The sequence below is a fragment of the Cyclobacterium xiamenense genome, from assembly GCF_900109255.1.
GTDB lineage: Bacteria > Bacteroidota > Bacteroidia > Cytophagales > Cyclobacteriaceae > Cyclobacterium > Cyclobacterium xiamenense.
In genome coordinates this window covers 561,593-587,183 of record NZ_FNZH01000003.1, presented here as the reverse complement: position 1 = coordinate 587,183, position 25,591 = coordinate 561,593, and the positions used below count along the sequence as shown (strand labels likewise).

13 protein-coding genes are annotated in these 25,591 nt (G+C 44.9%); 10 read left to right on the top strand and 3 right to left on the bottom strand.

The features are described 5' to 3' along the window. Positions 1–123 precede the first annotated feature (123 nt). Complete coding sequence (locus BMW71_RS12045) at positions 124–588, top strand: response regulator (protein ID WP_092174092.1); 465 nt, start codon at positions 124–126, stop codon at positions 586–588. A gap of 10 nt (positions 589–598) precedes the next feature. Here the strand turns inward: BMW71_RS12045 and BMW71_RS12040 are convergent, their stop codons facing one another. The 3 genes from BMW71_RS12040 to porX are packed head-to-tail and all read right to left on the bottom strand — an operon-like array spanning position 599 to position 3,805. Next, positions 599–1,819: an alanine dehydrogenase gene (locus tag BMW71_RS12040; RefSeq protein WP_092174089.1), complete on the bottom strand. Its 1,221-nt coding sequence runs from the start codon at positions 1,817–1,819 to the stop codon at positions 599–601. Continuing rightward, positions 1,816–2,220, bottom strand: coding sequence for a tRNA (adenosine(37)-N6)-threonylcarbamoyltransferase complex ATPase subunit type 1 TsaE (gene tsaE / locus BMW71_RS12035; RefSeq protein ID WP_244891160.1), 405 nt, complete (start codon positions 2,218–2,220; stop codon positions 1,816–1,818). Before tsaE ends, BMW71_RS12040 begins: the two co-directional genes overlap by 4 nt. A 31-nt stretch (positions 2,221–2,251) precedes the next feature. Continuing rightward, positions 2,252–3,805 (bottom strand): T9SS response regulator signal transducer PorX, encoded by a 1,554-nt coding sequence (porX, locus tag BMW71_RS12030; RefSeq protein WP_092174083.1) that lies wholly within the window; start codon positions 3,803–3,805, stop codon positions 2,252–2,254. 63 nt (positions 3,806–3,868) lie between these two features. Here porX and BMW71_RS12025 point away from each other — a divergent pair, with 63 nt between their 5' ends. From BMW71_RS12025 to BMW71_RS11985, 9 genes are all read left to right on the top strand, one after another. Next, the gene (locus tag BMW71_RS12025; protein WP_092174876.1) at positions 3,869–5,098 is read left to right on the top strand and encodes an HD domain-containing protein; all 1,230 of its coding nucleotides are present in this window, start codon (positions 3,869–3,871) and stop codon (positions 5,096–5,098) included. 15 nt (positions 5,099–5,113) lie between these two features. Further along, positions 5,114–6,136, top strand: a complete 1,023-nt coding sequence (lpxD, locus tag BMW71_RS12020; RefSeq protein WP_092174080.1) for a UDP-3-O-(3-hydroxymyristoyl)glucosamine N-acyltransferase — start codon at positions 5,114–5,116, stop codon at positions 6,134–6,136. 47 nt (positions 6,137–6,183) lie between these two features. Next, on the top strand, positions 6,184–7,578 hold the full coding sequence (locus tag BMW71_RS12015; protein ID WP_092174078.1) for a bifunctional UDP-3-O-[3-hydroxymyristoyl] N-acetylglucosamine deacetylase/3-hydroxyacyl-ACP dehydratase: 1,395 nt from the start codon (positions 6,184–6,186) through the stop codon (positions 7,576–7,578). Then, entirely contained in the window at positions 7,575–8,354 is a 780-nt protein-coding gene (gene lpxA / locus BMW71_RS12010) for an acyl-ACP--UDP-N-acetylglucosamine O-acyltransferase (protein WP_092174075.1), read from the top strand. The genes BMW71_RS12015 and lpxA overlap by 4 nt, the downstream gene beginning before the upstream one ends. A 2-nt stretch (positions 8,355–8,356) precedes the next feature. Beyond that, the gene (locus BMW71_RS12005) at positions 8,357–8,992 is read left to right on the top strand and encodes an ABC transporter ATP-binding protein (RefSeq protein ID WP_092174072.1); all 636 of its coding nucleotides are present in this window, start codon (positions 8,357–8,359) and stop codon (positions 8,990–8,992) included. A 43-nt stretch (positions 8,993–9,035) separates the two neighbouring features. Continuing rightward, positions 9,036–9,518, top strand: a complete 483-nt coding sequence (locus BMW71_RS12000) for a hypothetical protein (protein ID WP_092174070.1) — start codon at positions 9,036–9,038, stop codon at positions 9,516–9,518. Between the two features lie 14 nt (positions 9,519–9,532). Then, positions 9,533–9,958 carry a nuclear transport factor 2 family protein gene (locus tag BMW71_RS11995; RefSeq protein WP_092174067.1) on the top strand — a complete coding sequence of 142 codons (426 nt, stop codon included), beginning with the start codon at positions 9,533–9,535 and terminating at the stop codon, positions 9,956–9,958. Positions 9,959–11,255: 1,297 nt separating this feature from the next. After that, positions 11,256–20,183, top strand: a complete 8,928-nt coding sequence (locus BMW71_RS11990) for a LamG-like jellyroll fold domain-containing protein (RefSeq protein WP_092174065.1) — start codon at positions 11,256–11,258, stop codon at positions 20,181–20,183. Positions 20,184–20,195: 12 nt separating this feature from the next. After that, positions 20,196–25,151, top strand: coding sequence for an RHS repeat-associated core domain-containing protein (locus BMW71_RS11985; RefSeq protein ID WP_092174062.1), 4,956 nt, complete (start codon positions 20,196–20,198; stop codon positions 25,149–25,151). Positions 25,152–25,591 lie beyond the last annotated feature (440 nt).

Genomic DNA, 25,591 nt, shown 5'->3' with positions numbered 1-25,591 from the left:
TGAATATAAATAAATTACGATTAAACTAATGAATAATAATTGAAAATAACGGTTATTTTATTAAAATTAAAAATTCAATTTTTTATTCTTTACAAATTAATGGGCAATTACGATATTTAAGGCATGGAAAAAGAAAAGATCAGGATATTGTATGTGGATGATGAGGTGAATAATCTCAAGGCGTTTAAGGCTACATTTAGAAGGGACTATAAGATCTTTCTGGCAGAATCCGCAGACGAGGGCAGAGATATATTACTACAGCAGGATATTGACATCATCATTACTGACCAGCGGATGCCCAAGGAAAACGGGGTAGACTTTTTGGAATCAATCATCCCCATGCATCCCGATCCTATGCGGATTTTGTTGACGGGGTACACCGATATACAAGCCGTGATCGATGCCATTAATAAAGGTAAAGTGTACCATTACCTGACCAAACCCTGGGAGGAAGATTACCTGCGAACCGTGGTGAAAAATGCATTCGAAGTATTCTCGCTGAGGAAAGAAAACAAGCAACTCACGGATAGTCTGCTAAAGGCCAATGACCAGTTGGAATTTCTCCTTCGACAAAATCTGCTTTCCTAAAGGCTGCGATTCAATACCTTGCAGCCAGCAAAAGTTGAAGCTCTTTGTGTGCCATCTGGAATTTCCTCCCCAGGTGGGCGTTTGTCAGGCTACCCCTATAGGTATAGACCCCCTTCATAAACCATTTATAGTTGAAGATCATCTCCTCTGCGCCACCAAGGTCCGCCATTTGTAACAAGATGGGTGTAAAAATATTACTCAACGAATAGGAAGCTGTCCGGGATACCCTCGCTGCAATATTTGGTACGCAGTAATGAATCACCCCGTGCTTTCTGTATACGGGATCGCTGTGACTGGTCATTTCTGACGTAGCAATGCAGCCCCCCTGATCGATACTCACGTCTATCAGGATGCTTCCTTCCATCATCTGCGCCACCATTTCCTCGGAAACCACCACTTTTGGCCTGCCCTTTTCAGCCCGTAGTGCACCGATGACTACATCTGACTCCTTGAGCGCCTGTCCCAATACGTAGTTATCTATCGTAGAGGTAAACACTTGCTGCCCGAGCACCTGCTTGATCCTCCGAAGTTTGTAGATGTGATTGTCGAAAATCTTGATGGTAGCCCCCAGTCCCAGCGCTGCCCGCGCAGCATACTCCGCCACCGTGCCCGCACCGATGATTACTACCTGGGTCGGCGGCACTCCCGTGATTCCCCCCAACACCAGTCCTTTTCCTTCGTTCGCACTGCTTAAGTATTCGGCAGCTATTAACATCACGGTGCTACCCGCAATCTCACTCATGGCCCTGACTACCGGCATGCCCCCCACCTTGTCTTCCAAATGCTCAAACGCGACAGCCGTGATCTTCTTTTGATTCAAACCCTGAATGAAGGCAGCATTTTGCTTGCCTAGTTGAAGGGCAGATATTAAACAGGATCCTTGCCGTAAAAAATCAATCTCTTCCAGGGTTGGAGGCTCTACTTTCAACACCACATCCGCGTCCAGTGCCTCTCGATTGCTAAAGACCACGGAAGCTCCTGCTTCCGAATAATCCGTATCGGAAAACTTCGCCAATTTCCCGGCATTCGTCTCTACCTTTACCCGCTGCCCATTCTGTACCAAAAGAGAAACCGCTTCGGGCGTAAGCACCACCCGCTTTTCCTGATCTGCGGTCTCCCGCGGGATTCCGATCACGACCTGGGCGCCCCTTTTTTTAACCCGCGCCATGGATTCTTGGGTGTATACGCGTGTTTCTGTCGCTATTTCAGAAAATCCTGATCCCGTTATCATTGATGGATAAATTTTACCGCTAGATGCCTTGTTTCTCCTTTTCCCTTCTGTATTTCGATTACTGCAAACGAATCCGGCAAAAAAGAAGGAATTTTTTCTGCCCACTCTACAAAACAGTAATTCCCGCTATAGAAATACTCCTCAACGCCTATGTCCAACGCCTCCACAGGATCTTCGATCCTGTAAAAGTCAAAGTGATAGATGATTTTAGCATTTTTTGTTTGGTATTCATTAACCAGGGCAAAGGTGGGACTGCTTACCGGATCTTCCACTTCCAGAAGACTGCAAATGGCCTTGATCAGGGTCGTTTTGCCTGCTCCCATTTCTCCCCTGAACACCCAAACGTCAAAATCTCTGCATAAATCTAGGATTAATTCGGCGGATTTTGAAATTTCATCCAATTGTTTGCACTGCCAGGTTTCCAAACGATCGCTATTTTGGCTGTAAATGAACGATGGGAATAATCATCTCCTCGAGCGAAACCCCTCCGTGTTGAAACGTATCCTTGTAAAAATTCACGTAATAGTTGTAATTGTTGGGATAAGCAAAGAAATAGTCCTCCACCGCGAATACGTAACTGGATGAGATATTCAATTGCGGGAGTCTGGCTTCTTCGGGCTTTTTGATTTCAAAAACCTTCCCGGATTCAAAATTAAGGTTTTTTCCCTGCTTGTACCGCAAATTTGTGGTCACATTTCGGTCACCAATGATTTTATAGGGCTTATTGACACGTTTGGTGCCGTGATCGGTCGTGACAATGACCTCGGCGCCGGATTGACTGATTTTTTTAAACAGCTCAAAAAGGGAGCTATGCAAAAACCAACTGATGGTGAGTGAGCGGTAGGCCGACTCGTCCGGTGCCAACTCACGGATCATTTTCATGTCCGTCCTGGCGTGCGACATCATATCTACAAAGTTGTATACCAATACATTGAGATCGTTTTTGATCAGATTGGGAAACTGATCCAGCACGGCTTTCCCCTGATTGGTTTGCAGGATTTTCTGGTAACTAGACCGGATTGATAGCCTGTTTCTCTTCAGGTTTATTTTAAGAAATTCCTCTTCATTGTTGTTTTTGCCTTCCTCGGTTTCCTCCCCTTCCCAAAGATCGGGATGTGATTTGGCCATATCCAAAGGCATCATTCCACTAAAAAGGGCATTTCTGGAAAATGCCGTAGTCGTTGGAAGAATGCTGTAATAAGTCAGGTCTTCCTTTACAGTAAAATAGTCACGGAGTTGATTTTCAATCATTTCCCACTGGTCCAGCCGTAGATTATCAATGACTATAAAAAACAAAGGTTTCCCTTCCTTCAATTTTGGAAACACGTGTTGCTTCATCACCTGATGGGAAAGCACCGGCTTGCTGCTGTTGGGAATATTCAGCCAGTCCAGGTAATTCTCCTTGATAAACCGGGCAAAATTAACATTCGCTTCCACTTTTTGCGATTCCAAAACCTCCTGCATGCTTTTGTTTTCGGTTTCGTCAATTTCCAATTCCCAATAAGTCAATTTTTTGAAAATATCTGCCCACTCTTCATGGTCGATGGCATCGTTATACGCCATGCTGATATTCCGGAAGTCTTGCTGATACGATAGATTTGTCTTTTCACTGATCAGTTGCTTGTTCTGCAAAATCTTCTTGACAGACAAAAGAATCTGATTGGGGTTGATAGGTTTGATGAGGTAGTCGGCAATTTTGCCCCCAATCGCATCGTCCATGATGTGCTCCTCTTCACTTTTGGTGATCATTACCACAGGAATTTGTGGTTTCAGGCTTTTGATCTGCTGCAAGGTTTCCAAACCGGTCATGCCTGGCATCATTTCGTCTAAAAAAATCAAATCGTAATTTTCCTCCTCAACCTTCTCTACGGCATCCAAACCACTGTTTACCGTGACAATATCGTAGCCGCGTTGCTGTAAAAATAAAATATGGGGTTTCAACAGATCAATCTCATCATCTGCCCATAATATTTTGAAATTTTGCATAGTAATTGGTTTAATTCTTTTTAAGTTTAGTTACTTTTGGCGTATTGCCGGATGAAAAGGACATTGAAAAGCCATAAAATAATCAACGACCCGGTGTACGGGTTTATCACCATCCCCAGTGAGCTTATTTTTGCCGTTATAGACCATCCCTACTTCCAAAGGTTACGCAGAATCAAACAGCTAGGTTTGACCGATATGGTTTATCCGGGCGCCCTGCATACCCGGTTTCACCATGCACTCGGGGCCATGCACCTGATGAGCATCACACTCGACCAACTTCGAACGAAAGGAATTGAAATATCCGAGCAAGAATACGAAGCGGCGCTAATCGCCATATTGCTCCACGACATCGGCCATGGCCCCTTCTCGCATGCCCTGGAATCCGTCCTGCTCAAAGGACAGCACCACGAATCCCTTTCACTCCTGTTTTTTGATAACTTAAACGAGCAATTTCATGGCCAACTTTCCCTGGCCAGAAAGATTTTTGTGGGAAGTTACGAAAGAAAATTTTTCCATCAACTGGTTTCCAGCCAACTTGACATTGATCGGCTGGATTATTTGCAACGTGACTGTTATTTTACCGGAGTTTCGGAAGGCACCATCGGGGCGGATCGAATCATTAAAATGATGACAATCGTAGACGACCGCCTGGTCATCGAAGAAAAAGGCATATACAGCATCGAAAACTTTTTGAGCGCCCGAAGGCTGATGTACTGGCAGGTATACCTGCACAAAACCACTGTTTGCGCAGAAAAAATGCTGATTAACCTGATTCTTCGGGCAAAAGAACTGGTGATTTCGGGAAGTACGCTCGCCGGGTCCACTGAATTGTTGCAATTTCTCTCCCGGGACCTATCACAGGAAAACCCGTCCGGAATTCCGGATTGGCTGGATGATTTTTCCCAGCTGGACGACTACGATATCTGGGGAGCGATCAAACTATGGAAAAACGACAAAGACCTCGTATTGCGAGAGATTTCCCACATGTTCCTGACAAGGAATTTATTTAAAATCCAACTGGTAAACCATCCTTTTTCCGCAGAGGCAATTTCGCAGTTGAAAGAAAGCGTCCAATCCAAGCTTTCGATTTCCGAGCAGGAATTAAGGTATTTTTTCTCGGCCGGCGAAATCAGCAATTACGGCTACCTTGCTGAAGACAAAATCTTAATCCTAACAAAAAAAGGAGAAGTGATAGACGTAGCCATGGCCGCGGATCTTCCAAACATCAAAGCGATGAGTAAAATTGTCAAAAAATACTATGCTTGTCATGCTAAAAATTTAACTTTACGGTAAAACAATCAGAACCTCATGGAATTTACCATCGATCAAATTGCACAACTTTTAGATGGAAATGTGGAAGGAGATGGATCAACCAAAATCAATCGCCTGGATAAAATACAGGAAGGAACAGCCGGTAGTATCGGCTTTTTAGCCAATCTTACGTACGAAAAACACCTGTACCAGACCCAATGTTCGGCTATCCTCGTATCGGAAAACTTCCAGCCTCAAAAGGAGACAACAGCCACACTTATTCGGGTGAAAGACCCGTACATCGGCTTTACCAAACTACTGGAAACCTACCAAAAAATAACGAAACCCGAGCTTATCGGCACGGAAAATCCCAGCTTCAAACACGAGAGCAGTACCATTGGTGCCAATTTTTTCCGGGGAGCTTTTTCGTACATTGGCAGGGATTGCAGCATCGGCGATAATGTAAAGATTTACCCTCAAGTATACATTGGGGATCAGGTCACGATTGGTGATAATTGCATTTTTCACCCGGGCGTAAAGCTCTATTCCGGAACCATCGTTGGGAATAACTGTGAAATTCAGGCAGGAAGTGTGATCGGATCGGATGGCTTTGGTTTTGCTCCCCAGGCTGACGGCACCTATAAAAACATTCCCCAACTGGGCAATGTGATTCTGGAAGACAATGTAAGCATTGGGGCCAACACCACCGTTGATTGTGCCACCTTGGGGGCCACCCGTATCGGGAAGGGGGTAAAAATAGATAACCTGGTACAAATCGCCCACAACGTGATCCTGGGCGAAAATACCGTCATTGCATCCCAGGCGGGTATTTCGGGTTCCACCACCCTCGGAAAGAATTGTGTGCTCGCCGGAAAAAGCGGTATCGTCGGACACATTCAGCTGGCAGACCGCACCACCGTGGGCGCAAATACCGGCATCATGAAAACCGTGAAAGAGCCGGGTAAAACGTTTTTAGGCTATATTGGCATGGATATTAAATCCTATTTGAAATCGTATTCAATTTTCAAAAAGTTACCTTTACTAGAGAACAAATTAAGAGAGCTGGAAAAAAAACTATAAATTTGTCAGTTATTCGGCAGGTCTCAGTTAATTAGTTAACCATCTTAATGAAAGTAAAACAGCATACCATAAAAAAACAAGTGACCATTTCGGGTGTAGGCTTGCATACCGGAATTGAAGCAAACATGACATTTTTGCCAGCTAGCCCAAATCATGGCTATAAGTTTCAACGAATGGACCTCGAAGGTCAGCCGATCATCGATGCAGATGTAGACAACGTGGTGGACGTGTCACGCGGCACGACATTGGAACAAAGCGGAGCGCGGGTATTTACGGTAGAGCATGTCCTGGCGGCACTGGTTGGTATGGAGGTAGACAATGTATTGATCCAATTAAGCGGACCCGAACCGCCCATTTTAGATGGCAGTAGCATACAATTTATCGATATTCTGGAAGACGCGGGCCTGGAAGAACAAAATGCGCTGCGTCGGTTTTTCGAAGTACCGGAAAGCATCCATTACAAAGACAGCGCCCGGGAAGTGGAAATGGCCGCGCTTCCGCTTGACGATTTCCGGGTCACCGTGATGGTGGACTACAACTCGCCGGTTTTGGGCAGTCAGCATGCATCCATCACCGATATCAGCCAATTTCGGCAGGAAATTGCCTCTTGCAGAACCTTCTGCTTCCTCCACGAATTAGAAATGCTCTACAACAACAACCTGATCAAAGGTGGAGACCTGAACAATGCCATTGTGGTAGTGGACCGCGTAGTAGAGGAGGCCGAATTATCCAGCCTGGCCAAAATGTTTAACAAGCAAAAGGTCGAAGTAAAAAAGGAAGGCATTCTGAATAACGTGGAGCTTCGGTACAAAAACGAGCCCGCCCGACACAAACTATTGGACGTAATTGGCGATCTGGCTCTCGTTGGAAGACCCTTAAAGGCGCAAATTCTCGCCGCACGCCCAGGGCATGCCGCAAACGTCGCCTTCGCAAAAAAAATCAAACGGGCCATGGAAAAAGCAGGCCCCATGAATATCCCCTACTACGATCCGAAATCGCCTCCGGTTCTGGATATTAACCAAATCAGCAATATCTTGCCCCATAGGTACCCGTTTCAACTGGTGGATAAGATCATTTACCTGGACGATAAGGTGGTGGCCGGCGTGAAAAACGTGACGATCAACGAGCCGTTTTTTATGGGACATTTTCCAAACAATCCAGTCATGCCGGGTGTGCTTCAGGTGGAAGCCATGGCGCAAACAGGAGGGATTTTGGTATTAAGTACCGTAGAAGATCCAGAAAATTATTGGACCTATTTCCTTAGTATAGAAAATTGCAAATTCAGGAAAATGGTATTGCCCGGGGATACGCTGATTTTCAAATGCGAATTACTCAACCCTATTCGGCGGGGAATCGCAAAAATGAAGGGAGAAGCGTTCGTAGGAAACACCTTGGTATGTGAAGCCGTTATGACTGCCAGTATCGTAAGAAAAGACGCATGATCAGTAAGCTATCTGAAATAAGTGAAAAGGCCCAAATTGGGGAGAATGTTTCGATAGAAGCATTTACATCCATTCATCCCAATGTTGAAATTGGTGAAGGAACCTGGATTGGCTCCCATGTAACCATTTATCCAGGAGCCAGAATTGGAAAAAATTGCAGAATTTTTCCCGGTGCCGTGATCGCCGCCATTCCACAGGACCTGAAATTTAAAGGAGAAGACTCCCTCGTGGAAATTGGAGATGGAACGACCATACGGGAGTTTGTTACAATAAACAGAGGGACTGCCGACAAACAAACTACACGAATAGGGAATAATTGCCTGCTCATGGCCTATGTGCACATCGCGCATGACTGCCTCATTCACGATCGGGTGATCATCGCTAATTCCGTGCAGGTAGCCGGGCACGTCACCATCGATGACTGGGCGTTTATCGGCGGGAGCAGCGCCATCCACCAATTTGTAAAAATTGGCATGCACAGCATGGTGTCCGGAGGCTCGCTGGTCCGAAAAGACGTGCCCCCCTTTACCAAAGCGGCCCGAGAACCTCTCAGTTACGCCGGGGTGAATTCGCTCGGACTTCGAAGACGTGGCTTTGAGAGCCAGACAATCAGTGAAATTCAGGAAGTCTACCGCTATTTGTTTTTAAATAGCTGGAACAATAGCCGCGCACTGGAGGAAATCGAAATCAATCTTCCCGCTACCAAAGAGCGGGATGAAATCGTGAATTTTATCCGCTCATCCGAACGAGGCGTGATGAAAGGGTACATCCAATAGACATGTTTTCTGTAAATCTGGAGCTGGGAGGAAAACGATTTCAGCGGGAATGGATATTTAAGCAGCTGCCCCTTCGTGCTTCCAGTGGTGAGAAAATTGCCATCACCGGAGGAAACGGATCCGGCAAATCTACCCTTCTCAAATGCCTGTCCGCGCAAATGCCACTCACCGAGGGCACCCTCCATTTTTCCTGGAACGAAAAACCGATTCCGGCAGAGGACATTTACCAATACCTGGTCATCAGCGCCCCCTACCTGGAGCTGCCCGAAGAATTTACGCTCCGTGAATTTCTTCGGTTTCATTTCTCCTTCAAAAAACTAAACCCGGAAGTTGACGCGAAAGAACTGGTAAAATTACTGTACCTGGAAAATGCCGTGGATAAACCGATTTCCCTGTTTTCCTCCGGAATGAAACAGCGACTGAAATTGGGTATTTGCTTTTTTTCCCAGGCCCCCCTGATCCTGCTGGACGAACCTACGTCAAACCTGGATGCCCGGGGCATACAATGGTACAGAAACCTGGTGACCGACTACGGAGCCAACAAATGCCTGCTCATCGCATCCAATGACTCCAGAGAATACGACTTTTGTGAACAAATCCTTAGCCTGGAAGATTATAAAAGGCAAAGATTACTTTGATTCATTTCGGAATTGATTAAATTTACCACTTTAGGTCGGGTTTATGATAGCTTTAACAAAGACGTTTTGGGTAGTACTTCTCGCCGTGGCGCTGACTGCATGTAACGGAGGAGATAACGGAGAGCCGGAAAAATCAGCCGAGCAACTTGCCATTGAAAAGCTAGCCGGTACTTCGGGTAGTGAAACCTGGACCGTAAGCAACGGCGGTTCGGTATCGAAAGATGGATCACTTCAAAGCGCAGATTTTGCCGATTTTGAAATCCGCTTTATTTCCAACAATACCGGAAAAACCTACATTACGCAAAACAGCAACCTGCTTTTCGATAACAACGGCAACTGGGCCTTTGAAGGGGAAAATTTCGATAAAATCACCCTTTCCGGAATCCAGCCGGCAGCAAATAAGGAAATATCTTTCACGCGAAGTCAAAACCGACTCCGGCTTGAGTGGACCGTGCCTGCCCCCCAAAATGCCCGTGTCACGGGACTCGTAGGCTTTTACGTCTTTGACCTTGTTTTACTTGAATAAACTCCAATAAACCCATGCACACGTACCTTTTCCTCTTTTTATTCCTCGCTTCTACCGTCACCTTCGCCCAAAACAAAGAGGTGGCCGCCGTGGAAAAAGCAGTAGCCGAGCTGGTAGACGCCATGATCGTCGGCGACGAAACCCGACTAAGAAACCTTACCGATCCGCAGTTGACCTACGGTCATTCCAACGGATTGATTGAAGATCAGGAAGCCTACATCGAAGCCATCCGTTCCGGGGTATCCAATTTTACAGAAATCAACATCGAAAACCAATCCATCGATATCAAGGATAACATTGCCCTGGTTCGGCATTTTTTGATCGGGCAAACGCACAACCGCGACAGTGACCCAGCGCCGGTCAATCTGGGGGTGCTGACCGTTTGGCAGAAGAAAGGAAAAAATTGGCGCCTGTTGGCTCGCCAGGCTTTCAAGCGCTAAGATTTGAGTTGAACCAGGGTAATCCCCGAACCTCCCCGATAAGCATGCTGATCCGACGACAGGATGTCAGCAGCCATTTTTCGAACGATAATTCGGGTGATAGCTCCTGGAATGCCGTCACCTTTTCCCTGAATGGCCTTGCGTTCGTTCCCGCCCGGTAGCTATCCTGCGTATATCCAGCTGTCGAGAAAAGATGTTCCCGCAAGGACCGCATACATACAATTTTTGGCTTGGTGCAGTCTTCAAAGCAATGCAGACGAAGCCGTATATCCCCTGCGCTAGCTGATCAAACCCTCAGCAGTAAAAATTACTAAGTATTTAGGAGATACTTTTAAGTGGTATCAGCGGTAAAACCGCCCAGTCACTATTCGATCACCTCCATTTTTTTGCATTTCGAATGTATTCTTCTGGCTTTCAACCAATTTACCTTTACGCAACGATCGGGCACATTGACGAATCCATCGGGTAGCTTCACGAATTTGTGAGGGTTTTACTGGTTGGAAAGAGGCATATTGTAGAGGGTATGGGAAGGTATTGGGTGGCTTGATAGGTGTCGTAAGGACCAGAAATCGTTCATTTAAATAAGATGGAAAAACGGCATTCTGAGTTGTTTCCTGCGATGATGGCGCCTATTGCAAAGGAACCAATCTAGCTGTATACCTTCGCCATGCTACTGCAAGTACACTGGGTATATCCTTCTTTTTTGCTGGGCTTGAATGATGCTGTATTCATACAAGACGGCCTAAAAATAAAGAAAAACCAAAAAAAACAAATAAATGGATATACCCATATTAGTAGGTAGAAATGCGTGCAAGCCATATATTGATCTATGCTTGGTTGGTATGCGGCCGGCGATCCGATTCTACCTCTAAAGGTAAAAAGAACGATAGAACCATCAAAGGATGAGTGTGTTGACGCTTTCCTCAGGCAACGAAAGCAGCATCTCGGATAAATCCAACAGAGGCCTAGCAAGCATTGTTTGTTTCCTCTGATTAGTGTTTTAGCCAAAAAAAAATAGCGGTTACCCTCCATGTAAAGAAATTAGTTTTATCTGGCACAGAAAAAAAGTAAGGTTTTGTAGACAAAATGGTATCATGACTGAAGAAGATAATGGTGGAAAGCAGTGCTTTCTGAGAGTGCTTTTACAGGGAAGCTAGATGCAACCAACTACAAGCGTCGGGTGGAAAACGGAGTGATTTACAAAAACACCAAACAACATCTGATACCTACAGTAACCGTGCTTGGTGCACTATAAAACCTTGCAATCCAATATCGGACGAACTCGATCCATATTTCCATGAATAGAAGATTGATATATTGGTTTCTATTGCTAACAACTTCTCTGCAAACAGCCCTTTCTCAAACCGTCAGTTTGGATTCGGGGCTTGTCGCCTATTATCCCTTCAACGGAAACGCTAACGATGAGAGTAACAATGGAAATCATGGTACCGTACGTTTCGACGCCATTTTAACTACCGACCGTTTTGGTGCGGCCAATGGTGCCTTCTCTTTTGATGGTAGTAATGACGACATAATGATTCCTGAAAATGGCACCTTGGACCTTAGTGGCACCCTATCGATAAGTTTGTGGTTCTATGTTGATTCAAATTTTGCTACTTGGCAGACACTACTTTCCAAAGGAAACCACCTAAACGAAAATTATGCCCTATACTACAAAAGTTCGGGCGATTTGTACCAATATTCCCTGGTAGACGGGGTACGAAGAAACTACAGTATCCCGACAAATAGTATACGAATTCAGACCTGGCACCACGTTGTCGCACGATTTAATGGTTCTAAAGCTGAAATCTTTTTTGACGGCGAGAAAGCAGCGGAGGTAGAGTGGGAGGGAAATCTTACGCCTAATGATGATCCACTTTACATTGGCACCGTAGGCGGAAGGTACGACTTTGACGGAAAAGTCGATGATATCCGAATTTACAATCGCGCTTTAAACGATGTGGAAATCAACCAACTTTACGTTGAAGGCACAATCCAATTGCAAAAACCAGAAGACCTTACTAGTCAGGTTTTGGGGTTTGATCAAATCGAATTGTCTTGGACAGATACCAATCAATCCGAAGACGGTTATGAGATATGGCGTTCCGAAGGCAATGACCCGGACTTCAAATTGATTACTTTAACCTCTGCCAACGACACGCGTTTCATAGATACGGACCTGGCGGAAAACACCACCTACTTCTATCGAATCAAGGCTACGAGCCCGCTCGTTGACGACTCTCAATTTACTGAGGTAATTCAATCTACCACATTACCAAAAGTAGCGTTGGATAGCGGATTAATTGCATACTACCCTTTCAATGGAAATGCAACAGATGAAAGCGGGAATGGAAATGATGGCACAAGTTTCGGAGCCGAACTGACTAGGGACAGGTTTGGGAATTTAAACAGCGCCTATCTTTTTGATGGTATAGATGATTATATCGCAGCCGACCCTATTCATTTAGAAAGAAGGCAGTCTTTGGTGGCTTGGATTAAACCTGCTGAGGGATACAATGCCAACGGGCAGGTCATTATTGAAAACCGTGATAATCTCTCAATTACAGACTATGCACTTTTTATAGACAAAGGTAATAATCTGGTAGAACCAAGATATTTTTTGAGAAAAGCAGATGGTGATGACGGCCCCAGTATCAAATCTAACAAAAGCTTTGAGGAAGAACAATGGCTACTACTGATTGGGATCTATGATGGACAATCATCCAGCATATATGTAAATGGACAGCTACAAGGCGAACCAACCCTTTTTACTGACGATTTGAGACAGCTAGGTACTTCTTTCAGAATAGGCGATGATACTGGTAATAATGCACCTTTTAAAGGTATAATAGATGATGTAAGGGTATACAACCGTGCCCTAAATGAGGAGGAAATAACATCAATATATGACAATGGAGGCTACCAGAAAAACGACGCCGCCCTAATCGATTTTGACCTGGATGATGGAGACCATGTAGCAGAGGGGATTCATCCAATTAAAGTGCTCCTAAAAAATGTGGGAAGCGCAGTCCTGAACTCTGTCACTGTCAACTGGACAATAAATGGTATGGCACAGCCTCCCCTGGACTGGAACGGTTCACTCGATTTGCTAGATACTGCGTACGTTACCTTGGGTGATGTGGACTTTCAGTCGGCTATTATCTATACCATAGAAGCACGTGTGACTGCTGCCAATGATGGCAATTCCCTGAATAATGGGGCTTTAGTGAAAGACCTGCTGGTAGTACCAACAGGCCCAAATTACGCCCTTGATTTTAATGGAGATTATGACTTTCTGGTCGTTTCAGAAAAATCAGAGGACTTTAATGTCCAAAACCTGACAGTAGAAGCCTGGCTAAAACCGGAACGGTTAAGCAATTGGTCTTCCGCCCTGATCAAATCCACCCGCGGCTGGGGCGACGGATTTGGACTGACACATTACACTTCTGGTAATGACATCCGCTTTTTTGTAAACAGCTATAGCAATGTGAATGTAAGGGGCTTTCTGGAACTGGATAAATGGCAGCACGTGGCCGGCAGCTACGACGGGCAGTTCCTTCGGCTATTTATAAATGGCAAGCAAGTGGACTCTTTAGCTTACAATGCTGAGATAGAACACTCAGAAACAGACCTGCTGATAGGTAACGCGCCTGAAAGAAATTACCATTGGGAAGGGGGTATAGACGAAGTACGGGTTTGGAATATCGCACGTACTCCCGCCCAAATCAAAGAGTTTTCAGTGAAAAATGCCAAACTAATAGGACAGCCTGGTTTAATAGCCGCTTGGCACTTTGGAGAGAATATTGGTAATAAGACGTTTGACATAGCGTCCGGGAAGCCGGCAGTGTTTGAGGGTAAACCAGCATGGGTACAGTCAGAAGCACCTATTGGAGATAATCGATCAAATAATGACGCAGGAATACTAGCCATCAATTCCCCTCAAAATACGGGGTTTGAAAAAGGGGAAAAAGAAGTCGTTGTCACCCTGCAAAATTACGGAGCGCTTCCCTTGACAATTAGTACGATAAATTGGTCAGTCAATGAGCAGTTGCAAAGAGCTTTTACCTGGAACGGAGTACTACTTCCTTATCAACGTGACACGGTAGCTATCGGTAGGTTCAATTTCAGTGATGGAAAACCGTACGCACTGAAAGCTTGGACATCAGGGCCTAATGGTTTGCAAGATGAATCTACGTTTAATGATTCTACTGAGGTATTGACCGTTTACGCAGGCTTAGCCGGCACTTACACTATTGGTGGGCTGAATCCAGACTTTGAAACATTGACAGAAGCAGTAGATGCCTTGAATAATGGTGGAATAAGTGATGCCGTAACGTTCGATATCCGCTCTGGAGTCTATGATGAAAAAGTATCCATAAAAGCTTTTGAAGGGACGGATTGTACTAGAAAGGTAATCTTTCAATCGGAAACGGGTAATCGAGACGATGTCATTATCAAATCCACCTCTACTGCTGAGGATAACTATATTATTCAAATAAATGGATCCAATGGTATTGTCATCAAAAATCTAACCCTTCAAAGTGAGGGCAATGATAGGTATGGAGGGGTAATCGATTTGGTAGATAGCCTTGGGTGCATAACCATTTTTAACAATCATTTGATAGGGGTTCCGACGACGGATACCGATGCCAGCCTGGCAGTTATTTCCATGTTGTCGGGCGAAACACCGGAAGGCAGCATTACGCTATCGTCAAATTTGGTTGAAAATGGTTCCTTTGGTACGAATTTGAGGAACCCCTCCCCTAGAAGTGTTCATTATCAGGTAAGCAAAAACGAGTTTGTAAATCAATCGCTGAGAGGCATCGGTATACACGATTTGGAAAGTGTGCAAATCACTGGTAACCACATCAGTGATAGAGGTATTGAAACCAATTATGACGGTATATACGTTTACGACTGTGACGAAAATCTACAAATTACTGATAATGAGATCAGAATTAGGTATGGAGAACATGGAATCTATTTTAGCCGGTCTACCCCTCCGGATGGAAACCACAGCTTAATTGCCAATAATTTTGTTTCCCTCAGTAGTCCCAACGACGCGGTCGGAATTTTCTTAAGCGAAAGTAATAGAGCCAAGGTATTTCACAACACCATTCATCTATTAGAAGGCGATGAGTCAAGTAGTGCCTTTAGAATTTGGAATCGGAGTTCCAATTCGTTTGACATCGACCTAAAGAACAATATTCTTGTCAATAAGGGCCAAGGCTACAGTTTACGTTCGCGTATTTGGAATGACACATTTACTTCCGATTTCAATGTTTTGCTCAGTGAAGGAGAATTTCTGGCAACATCGTTTGGTGGTGATTTTGCTACTCTGGCAGACTGGCAAACAAGGTACAGCTCTCAGGATCAAAACTCAATATCGATTGATCCCCTATTCCTTTCTGACACGGCCTATGTAGTAACCAATCCGTTATTAAACAATTTGGGCACCGTCCTTTCCCAGGTACCAACAGATATTGAAGGGAAACCTCGAAATGCAATAAATCCGGATGTAGGAGTGGTTGAGTTTGAATCTCCGCCAAATGATGTAGGGATTGTCACTTTCGTAGCACCCGGGTCAGAAAACTGTAACCTAAGTGACTCGGTAACCGTGGCTGTGGAGTTGCTCAACTTTAGCGGTCAGCCACAATCTCGCTTCAACTTGAACTACAGAATCGGAAATGGTTTTCCGGTAGTCGAATCCCTTCCTGATTCCGTGGTGATGCTGCCCGGAGAACGATACACGTATCCGTTTGTGCAGAAAGCCAATCTTTCAGATTTGGGGCAGTTCCGAATAAAAGCGACTGTGTTGGTGGATGGCGACGAAAACTACGCAAACGATACGCTGAGCCTTAAAGTCCGGAATTTCCTACCCGTGGAAGCGGTGAACAACCTGCTTCCCGCAGACAGTTCATCCTTCAATGAGCTTCCAGTTGTATTCTCTTGGTCTCCTGCTGCCAATGCCACCCACTACGACTTGTATATCTGGAGGGTTTCTGAAACGAAGCCAACCGAGCCGACTGTGGCAGGTATTCCCTCCATACGATATACGCTCCGAGACCAATTGGAGCATGGAACTGCCTACTACTGGCAAATAGTCGCGAAGAACGTATGTTCAGAAGAGCCAAGTGCCATTCAGATGCTTGTAACTCGGGATTTACCAGATTTGGTTGTGGATGTTATCGAGGTACAGGGATCCCCATTCTCAGGAAAAGAGGTACCCGTAAGTTGGACCATAAAAAATAATGGTTTAGGAGCTACAGGTACAACTCAATGGTTCGATGCACTTTATTTATCTAATGATCCAGCACTTTCCGATGAGATAGGTCTCAATGCAAATGGACGCGATATTTACCTGGGAGCATTTCCTAATTCAAGTGCCTTACAACCAGGGGAATCCTATAAAAATAGTACCACGCTAAACTTACCTAGAAATACAGTAGGGGATCGTTACCTGCTGGTCATTAGCGATTTTTACAGGCAAATTCAGGAAACAGATTCCCGAAATAACCTCTCTTTTTCCGAGCCTCCTATGGATGTGCAATTGACCCCGCCGCCAGACTTGCGGGTATCATCTGTGACCGTTCCAACTATTCCCGTTTTTTCGTCGAGAACATATCCCATCAGTTGGGAGGTAGTCAATACAGGAACCAACCCTACCCAAACAGACAATTGGAAAGATCGAATCTATTTGAGCAATTCTGAAGAACTGAATCCCGTAGGAGCAACTATTTTAGCAGACATTGAGCACACAGGCCAATTAGAAGCCGGTGGAGGCTACACGGCAAATGCCGAAATAACCTTGCCACAAGGCATAGATGGGGAATACTATATTTTTGTACATACAAACATCAATCGTAAAGTATTTGAACATACCTATACGGACAATAATACGGGAAGGAGCGATTCTTTGGAGGTGGTACTGTTGCCTCCTCCCGATTTGATCGTCAAGGAAGTAGCTATGCCGGATAGTGCAAGTAGCAATCAAAGCATTGAGGTATCCTGGGAGGTTCAGAATGTTGGTGCAGGAGACAGCGATGCCGACAGTTGGACTGATGCGATTTTTATAAGCGAGGACACGATTCTTAGTACCAATAGTGCCGTTTTGCTTGGTGCTTTTTCCAGAACAGGTGGGCTAAAGAAAGACTCCTTGTATACACAAACTGCAACAGTACGTCTACCCGATGATATGAAGGGAGGAGCGTATTTTTTACACGTGCTCTCGGACAGAGAAAACCAAGTCTTTGAGTTTGACAGGGAAAGCAATAATTCTGCCGCAAGCCCAAAAACATTGTCTCTCGGTGTCCCGGATTTGGTGGTAAACGACATTAACGTACCGCCGTTACTTTCATCCGGCAATCCGATCACAGTAAACTATACCCTGAAAAACAATGGTCCGGGACACCTATTAGCGACGGATTTTATTGACCGGATATATCTCAGCCCGCAGCCGGATAGCAACGATCCTAATGCTTTACCACTAGGAAGACTAACTAACAACGGCATTACACTATTACGGGATAGTATAATGCGCCTAACGCGCACGTTTATGTTGCCAGAGGGATTGGAAGGAAGCTATTACTTGGGTATACATACCGATGCAAATGATGAGGTTTTCGAGGATTTTCGGGATTTCAATAATAGTTCCTATACCGGAAACACTGTGAATATCTCGCTCTCTCCATCACCTGATTTACAGGTACAAACATTGGAATACGCGCCAGAAAAGCAAGCGGGAGATACACTCATTGTTCGCTATACGATTCAAAATAATGGCCTGGGAGACGTTATCGGGGAAAGTTGGCAGGATAATCTGTACATCGCTGATTCCACTACCTGGATTAATGGAGGGGCCAGGCTTTTGAATCAACAGGTCATGTCGCAGGTGTTACCCACTGGTGGTTCCTACGAACAGGAGGTTACTGTCACGCTTCCTACTGATCTGGAAACCGGCACCTATTATCTCTATCTGGAAACAAACGTAAACGATGCAGTCTATGAGCATGCGGGGGCCAAGGACAACAACGTTCAGATTGGGGATTCGATTACAATCGGCGCCTATCCTGATATAGACCTTCAAGTAGTTACCGCGGAGGCGAGTGTGAACGGTCCGCGCGCAGGAGAAAGGCTTAGTGTGAGCTACTCAGTTGCAAATCGATCCGAAATTGATGCCGTTTTTGCGTTCCGTGATGCCCTGTATCTATCTGCGGATACCGTGCTGGAAAAAGACGTCGATATACGCTTGCAAACATCTGAGGCGAGACCTTCTTTACCAGGTAAGGCCACTTACGAAAATTCACTATGGGCATCCTTACCAAACGGTGTGGGGGGAGAGTTTTTCCTATTATTTGTAACCGACGATGAAAATAGCAACTCCGATAGCAATCCGGGCAATAATGTACGGCTGGTAACCATTTCTACCAATGGGCAGGCCGAAAATAGAGCGGTATCCATACACGCGCCGCCGCCACCAGATTTACTCATTACTTCTTTTAATGCGCCAGCCAGTGGCATTGCAGGACAACCCATTGATCTAACGTTCACCATTACCAACCGGGGGGATAGTACCACAGTGCCCAATAATTGGCGTGAATCAGTGTATTTGGCCGCAGATGCCCAAGGAAAAACCGGCAGGCTTCCCCTGGGTACAAGAAATTCCAAGGAGAGTTTGGCTGTAGGCGAATCCTACTCCGATAGCCTTACCGTTACGCTGCCGATCAGTGCGCAAGGCAATTATTTCTTAATCATGGAAACCGATGCCGGGAATAGGGTTTTTGAAGGGGCGATGGAAGGAAATAATCGGGTCGCCACTGGATTTAACGTAATCCGTCCCCCCGTTTCTGACCTGGTGGTCGATCAGATCTTCGGCCCGGATTCCGCGTATGCGGGGGAGAGCATTCAAATTCAATGGGCGGTGACCAACATCGGTGCAAACCCAGGTCGAGGAGTGATGCAGGATGCAGTCTACCTCTCCAAAGATACCAGACTAAGTGACGATGATCTACGCCTGGGGGTTCGTACCAGGTCGACTAACCTTGCCCCACTGTCAACATACTCCGATAGCCTGACTGCCCGGATAGGAAGCCTACAGGAAGGGAACTATTTCGTGCTTGTAGCAACTGACGTACGGAACAACATTTATGAATCCGAAGAAACGAACAACCTCACGAGCATTATCAGCCCCTTACATATCCGGCTGACAGCGTTGCCAATAGAGACGCTCTTTTCCGATAGTCTATTTCACCGAACCGAAAAGTACCTCAAATTCGACGTGCCTCCCTCTCTGAGAGGAGAATCCCTAACCCTCCAACTTCGCTCTGAATCCACGAACGCGTTTAATGAAGCTTATATTCGCTACGGCGAAGCCGCCACAAGGACCAATTATGATTTCGTATACACCAGTCCCTTCCGAAAGGATCAAAATGTTATTATTCCTGAGTTGGATACGGGTACCTATTACATCACGCTCTATGCCAATAGTGAAAACTCCGTAGACCAAGCCATTACCCTATTTGCAGATGTTTTGGAATTTGAATTGCGCGATATTAATGCCGAACAAGGGGGAAATACCGGGAGGGTCACCGTAAAAATTGAGGGATCCAAATTTGAGCAGGGCATTAGGGCTCGGCTGGAAAAGGATGGGCAGCGTTTAGAAGCAGCTTCCGTCTTCCGGCGGGACCCTACCGTTATCTTTGCTACGTTTAATCTTTCCGGTGCTTCACTGGGGCTATACGATGTAGTGTTGGAAAACTTGGATGGAGAAACGGTATCTCGGGAGACAGCCTTTGCAGTGGTGGAGGGGTCCGCAGGTGTGACGGTTGCGACTGGAGGAAGAAGTGCAGAAGGAGAAGGAAATATTTGTTGTGTATACGCGACAGGTACTGACAATATACTGGATGTAGAAATTGAGCATCCCTCTGCTGTGAGGCCCAACCGTATCTACGATATAATTATAGAGTTTACAAATACAGGAAATATCGATTTACCGATTCCCAATCGAATGTTGGTTAGTTTAGATGGCGCACCGATAGCCTTTAACTCATCAGATCTTGAAAAAGGATTACTAGAACTCTTTTTAGAGTTTGAGGAAGATAGTGGTCCTTTTAAGACGTTCAGACCTGGAGCCACTAAAAAGTTCATCATTTATACATTATCCACGCCCCAAGGTTTAAACCGGCGTACTCGTGGCGTAAGGATTCGTTTCCGTCTCATCGAATAGAAAAACGAACTCATGAAAAAATATTTTGGATATAAATTACTTTTAGGGCTGTCCCATTTGATGATTATCCTATCTGCTAGTGCCCAAAAGTTCAATCGGCCCAATATCCCCGGACCAAACGGTATACAAGTCAACAGTTTTAATGGGAATATTTTTCATGAGCGACAAGACCATTACATACCGGGCAGCGGCTTCCCATTAAATATGGCATTCTCTTATAACGGACTACGCGATGCCTTGGACTTTGGCTATGGCAAAGGCTGGACACTTGCCTATAACCTATATTACGAGCGCGACAGCGCAGACAATGTTGTAATGGTTCGGGGCGATGGCAGAAGAGATGTGTTCTCGGCAGAGGAAACCGGCTTTGTGCCCCCTGCTGGTGTTTTCGATTTTTTGGAAGAGTACGAAACAGGCAAGTTGAGACTGACTACAAAATCAGGGATCGTCTATTTCTTTGAAGAGGCGGCTCACAAACGCTTGACCAAGATCAACGATACCAATAATAATGAATTAGTACTTGCCTATGAATCAGGAAGGCCCGTTTCTATTGCAAATTCAGCAGGAAGGAGTTTAACGTTGTCTTGGGAAAATGACCGATTAAAGGAAGTAACGGATGCCAGTATTTCCCCCGCCCGAAAGTTTCAATATAAATATAATGCTGAAGGTTACCTGACCCAAGTAACCGATCCGCTGGGTGGCATCCAAAAATACGCCTATAACGAACAAGGGCAAATGACCGAAATGACCGATAAAAACGGTCAAGCTACCTCGCTCATCTACAATGAGAACACCATCATTAGTCAAATTTGCTCTCCCATATCTACGCTTACACTCAAATACAACCCTGAACGGAACCAAACCTTCGCCATTGAAGAAGGAAGCTCCGGCAACCAAGTAACCACTTATACTTTTAACAAAGTAGGGAACCTCATCCGCAAAAAAGGGAGCTGTTGTGGGTTTGATGTGCAGTATGAATACGACGAAGATAACAACATCCGTGAGATGACGGATGCCAATGGCAACGTAACCGAATATACTTACGATGAACGTGGCAATCTGATTTCAGAAAAAGATGCGCTAGGTAACCAAACCATTTATCGTTATGAAAGCACTTTTAACCGCTTGGTTAGTGTAACCGATGCCAATGGAAATACCGTAACCAATAGTTACGATGGGCAAGGCAATCTCACGACTGTTGCCCTTCCGGAAGGTATAACGCTTGCCTATAGCTATGACCAAAATGGCAATATTACCTCTGCCATAGATGGCAAAGGCAATACGACTTCATTTGAATACGATGGCTTGGGCAATGTGGTCAAGACTATTTATCCCTCAGGGGAAGAAAACTATACCTATGACAATGCGGGCAACATGCTCAGTCTGAGAGATATTAATAGGAATACTTTGGTTTTTACCTACGATGGTTTGGACAGGCTCACCAAACTGGCAGACCCACTAGGTAATGAAGTGAATTACGAATACGATGGCAATGGCAACCTCATCCAAGAAACTGATCCAAACGGAACGGTGAAAACCTATGGCTATGATGCCTTGAATCGTTTAAAACAAGTTACTACACCTGCGGGTACCACCACTTATACCTACGACCAACTGGGCAACCTGACCAGTATCAAAGATGCCAACGGTAAGATAAACACCTATACCTATAACAGTTTAAACCTCTTGGCTTCTGAAACCGACGGAGCTGGTTTTACCACTTCCTATGAATATGATGGCAATGGCAATATGATCGCCAAGATCACCCCTAACGGTGCTATTATTGAATATACCTACGATGCATTGGGTCAGTTGATACGTAAGAAATATGGCGAGAACGAAGATGTATTTGCCTACGATGCTTTAGGCAATTTGGTAAATGCCGCCAATAATGTCATCAGCTACCGCTATGCGTACGATGGCCTAAACCGCTTAGTAAGTAAGTCAGCTACCAATTGGCAAAAAGTAATCCGCTACACCTACGATTCAAATGGTAATCGTGCCACCATGACCGACCCCAATGGTGGGGTTTCAAACTATATCTATGATGCCGATAACCGCCTTACCCAATTGCAAAACCCCTTTGGCGAAACTTTCCGCTTCGCGTATGACGGAGCAGGGCGAATTACGCGACAAGATAATGAAAACGGCACTTATACCACATATACCTATGATAACGCCGACCGTTTAAAGGAATTGGTGAACCATGATGCGGGGGGAGGGATTATTTCCCGCCATGCCTATACCTACGATGCCAATGGCAACCGCCTGAGTATGGACACCGAAGAGGGAACACATTCGTACTCGTATGATGGGGATAACCGCTTACTTACAGTAAATTATGCCGATGGCAGTACCGAAAGTTTTACCTACGATGCTACAGGTAACCGCATTAGTAAAACTACCGATGGAACAACTACAAATTATACGTATGATGCAGGAGATAGGATACTGACAGCCAATGGTATTACCTTTGGGTTTGATGCCAATGGCAACCTCCTGGAGAAAAATGAGGGTGATCAAATCACCAGTTATACTTATGATCCAGAAAATCGATTAACAGGCGTTACACTGCCTGATGGCAGGACGATTAACTACGCGTACGACCCCTTTGGTGACCGCATTAGCAAAACGACTCCCGATGGTATAGAAATTCGGTACTTTTTGGATGGAGACAATGTATTGCAAGAACTAGACAGGAATAATAATCGAGTGGCTCAATACACCGCCACCGAAGTAATGGACTCCTGGCTAAGTATGCACCGACACGGCCAAAACTACACCTATCACCAAGATGGTCTGAACAGTACCATGGCATTAAGCAATGGTACTGGAATCATGGTAAATACCTACCGTTACGAAGCTTATGGCAAGCTAAAATCACAAACAGGTGATCTAGCTAATCCCTATACGTATACTGGTAGGGAATTAGAACCCATAGCTGATTTATACTACTACCGCACCCGTTACTACGAGGCAGGGATTGGGAGGTTTATGGTAAAAGATTTCTTCCAAGGTTTTATGAAAAGACCTATGAGTATTAATAAGTATGGGTATGTGGAGGGGTCACCTATAAACTATATTGATCCAGATGGTAAAGCTATTCCAGCACTAATATTTGCAGGCAGGATTCTATATACAGGATACGGAGCAGTTAAAACATATAGAAAGGTAAACGCTAACTATTTGAAAATTGTTGGTTCTTTAAATGCATTTAAAAAGTCATTAAGATATTCTTTATTCAGAACGCTAGCTAGAAATAAATATTTTAAATATATGACTAGAAACAAGTTCGCTAGAGCATTTAGGAGTACCTCAAGAATTTGCAGGAGAATCAACAATAAAATTGGCAATTTGAATGATATGCTAACTTACAATCCAATTGAAGCGTTGAAAAGTACGATTCATAAAAAAATAAAAAAAGAAACAAAATTGGTAAATGATGCAATTACTCTTTTTGAAGAAAATGAAGATATTGAAGATGATACTACAATCGGGGAAAAATTAGTAGATAGAATAAATTCTTCTGATTGTGGTCAAACAATTCAAGGGGTTGAGGATTTAGTGAAAAATATTACAAATATATATAATCAAATTTCTTTTGCAATTATAACTGCCGTCGATCCCAACGACATCCTAGGGCCCGCAGGTTACGGAGATGAAAAATGGGTATCGGCCAATGAAAATCTGGACTACACCATCCGTTTCGAGAACGATCCCGATTTTGCTACGGCCGCTGCGCGCAATGTGTTTATCGATATGCCTGTCAATACGAATGCAGATCGGGGCAGCTTTCGGGTGGGTAATTACGGCTTTGGAAGCTTCCGCTACGAAACTCCCGAGGGCCGAAGTTACATCGAACGTTTGCTAGATGTGAGGGATTCGCTTGGGGTAGTGGTGAATTATGTATCCGGCTTAGACGTCACAGAAAATAAAGGCTTCTGGATATTTAATTCGGTAGATCCGGTCACTCGCCTGGAACCCAGCGATGCGCGCCTGGGCTTCCTGCCGGTGAACGACTCGATTATCGGAAATGGCGAAGGTTTCGTCAATTTCACCATGCGGGCAAGCCGAGAGGCGGTTACCGGAGACACGCTTTTTGCCCAAGCCTCCATCGTGTTCGATGAGGAGGCTCCCATTATTACCAATAACCATTTTAATACCATCGATGCCGACGCACCGGTATCTTTGATGGAAATCAATTCGGTTGCCGAAGACTCCTCCTTTCTTATCCATGTTCAGGCGGCGGATGTAGGTAGCGGCCATCGACGTACGGAATTGTTTTATTCGGTAAACGGGGGATCGTTACAAATACTGGCTGAGACCTTTGCATCCGATACCACTATTTCGTTTTCGGCCTTACCCGATTCTACCTATTGCTTTGTAAGTATCGCGGAAGACAACGTAGGCAATGTAGAAGAGGCCAAGCCGATTAATCGGCACTGCCTGGTATTGGCAGAGACTTCTCCAGTACTTATGGGATTTTCGCCCAACCGGGGTTGGGTAGGCGATACCGTGACGATAAGCGGAGAAAATTTGGATCTGGTAAATGCCATTTCGCTAAATGGGGTTGCAGTGAATTTCACCTTGCTTGATTCGGCTACGATAGAATTGACCGTTCCCGAAGGAACGACCACAGGTAAAATTAGGCTGTCTTATGAAGAAGGCGAGATCGAGAGTATGGAGGACTTTACCATGGATCTCGTAACCTCAATTCCTGAACAAATTAGCTACAGCTTTACCGTTTACCCAAATCCCGGATCAGGTATTTTTATCGTGGAAACAAACTACCACGAAGGCCATAACATTTTGTATAAAGTACATGACCCCACCGGAAAAACGGTGCTTGAGGGAGAAATCGATGGAGATCTTACGGAAATTGATATTCGGAGTTTCCCGAATGGTATGTATTTCATATACCTGTTAACCAATCAGGGAAGGTATGTTTCCAAAGTTATCAAACAGTAGTATCAGGAAAACATAATAGCCTGGTACTGCCTTGCCAAACGTTAGCGTTCATTGGAAACACGACAGAAACAAAGAAAACAATAAATTTGACAGGCGAAATCCGCTTAGCCTTTTTAACAGCGTAGGAATAATTTAAAACAAATAATATGACAAAAAACAAATCAAGACCCACTTTGCTCCTCACAGCAGGACTGCTATGGGCGGGCTTGGCACAAGCTCAAGAAAGTGCAAACGCCTCAGGCGGTGATGCCACTGGAAGCGGTGGAACAGTTGCTTACAGTGTCGGACAGGTAGTCTCAACATGAAGCTTTAACAAAAACAGATAAATTTAAATTAGTATTACCAATTTAACTTTAGAGAAATGAAATTCTTTGCGCTTCTCCCATTGCTGGTAATGGGTATATTTTTAGTATTTGCAAGCAGTTGCGAAAATGATGATG

Excerpts from the sequence above, each read along its gene's own strand:
- lpxA (WP_092174075.1), top strand. The coding sequence starts at position 7,575 with ATGATCAGTAAGCTATCTGAAATAAGTGAAAAGGCCCAAATTGGGGAG.
- BMW71_RS11990 (WP_092174065.1), top strand. The coding sequence starts at position 11,256 with ATGAATAGAAGATTGATATATTGGTTTCTATTGCTAACAACTTCTCTG.
- BMW71_RS12000 (WP_092174070.1), top strand. The coding sequence starts at position 9,036 with ATGATAGCTTTAACAAAGACGTTTTGGGTAGTACTTCTCGCCGTGGCG.
- BMW71_RS12015 (WP_092174078.1), top strand. The coding sequence starts at position 6,184 with ATGAAAGTAAAACAGCATACCATAAAAAAACAAGTGACCATTTCGGGT.
- BMW71_RS11995 (WP_092174067.1), top strand. The coding sequence starts at position 9,533 with ATGCACACGTACCTTTTCCTCTTTTTATTCCTCGCTTCTACCGTCACC.
- BMW71_RS12005 (WP_092174072.1), top strand. The coding sequence starts at position 8,357 with ATGTTTTCTGTAAATCTGGAGCTGGGAGGAAAACGATTTCAGCGGGAA.
- lpxD (WP_092174080.1), top strand. The coding sequence starts at position 5,114 with ATGGAATTTACCATCGATCAAATTGCACAACTTTTAGATGGAAATGTG.
- BMW71_RS12045 (WP_092174092.1), top strand. The coding sequence starts at position 124 with ATGGAAAAAGAAAAGATCAGGATATTGTATGTGGATGATGAGGTGAAT.
- porX (WP_092174083.1), bottom strand. The coding sequence starts at position 3,805 with ATGCAAAATTTCAAAATATTATGGGCAGATGATGAGATTGATCTGTTG.
- BMW71_RS11985 (WP_092174062.1), top strand. The coding sequence starts at position 20,196 with ATGAAAAAATATTTTGGATATAAATTACTTTTAGGGCTGTCCCATTTG.
- BMW71_RS12040 (WP_092174089.1), bottom strand. The coding sequence starts at position 1,819 with ATGATAACGGGATCAGGATTTTCTGAAATAGCGACAGAAACACGCGTA.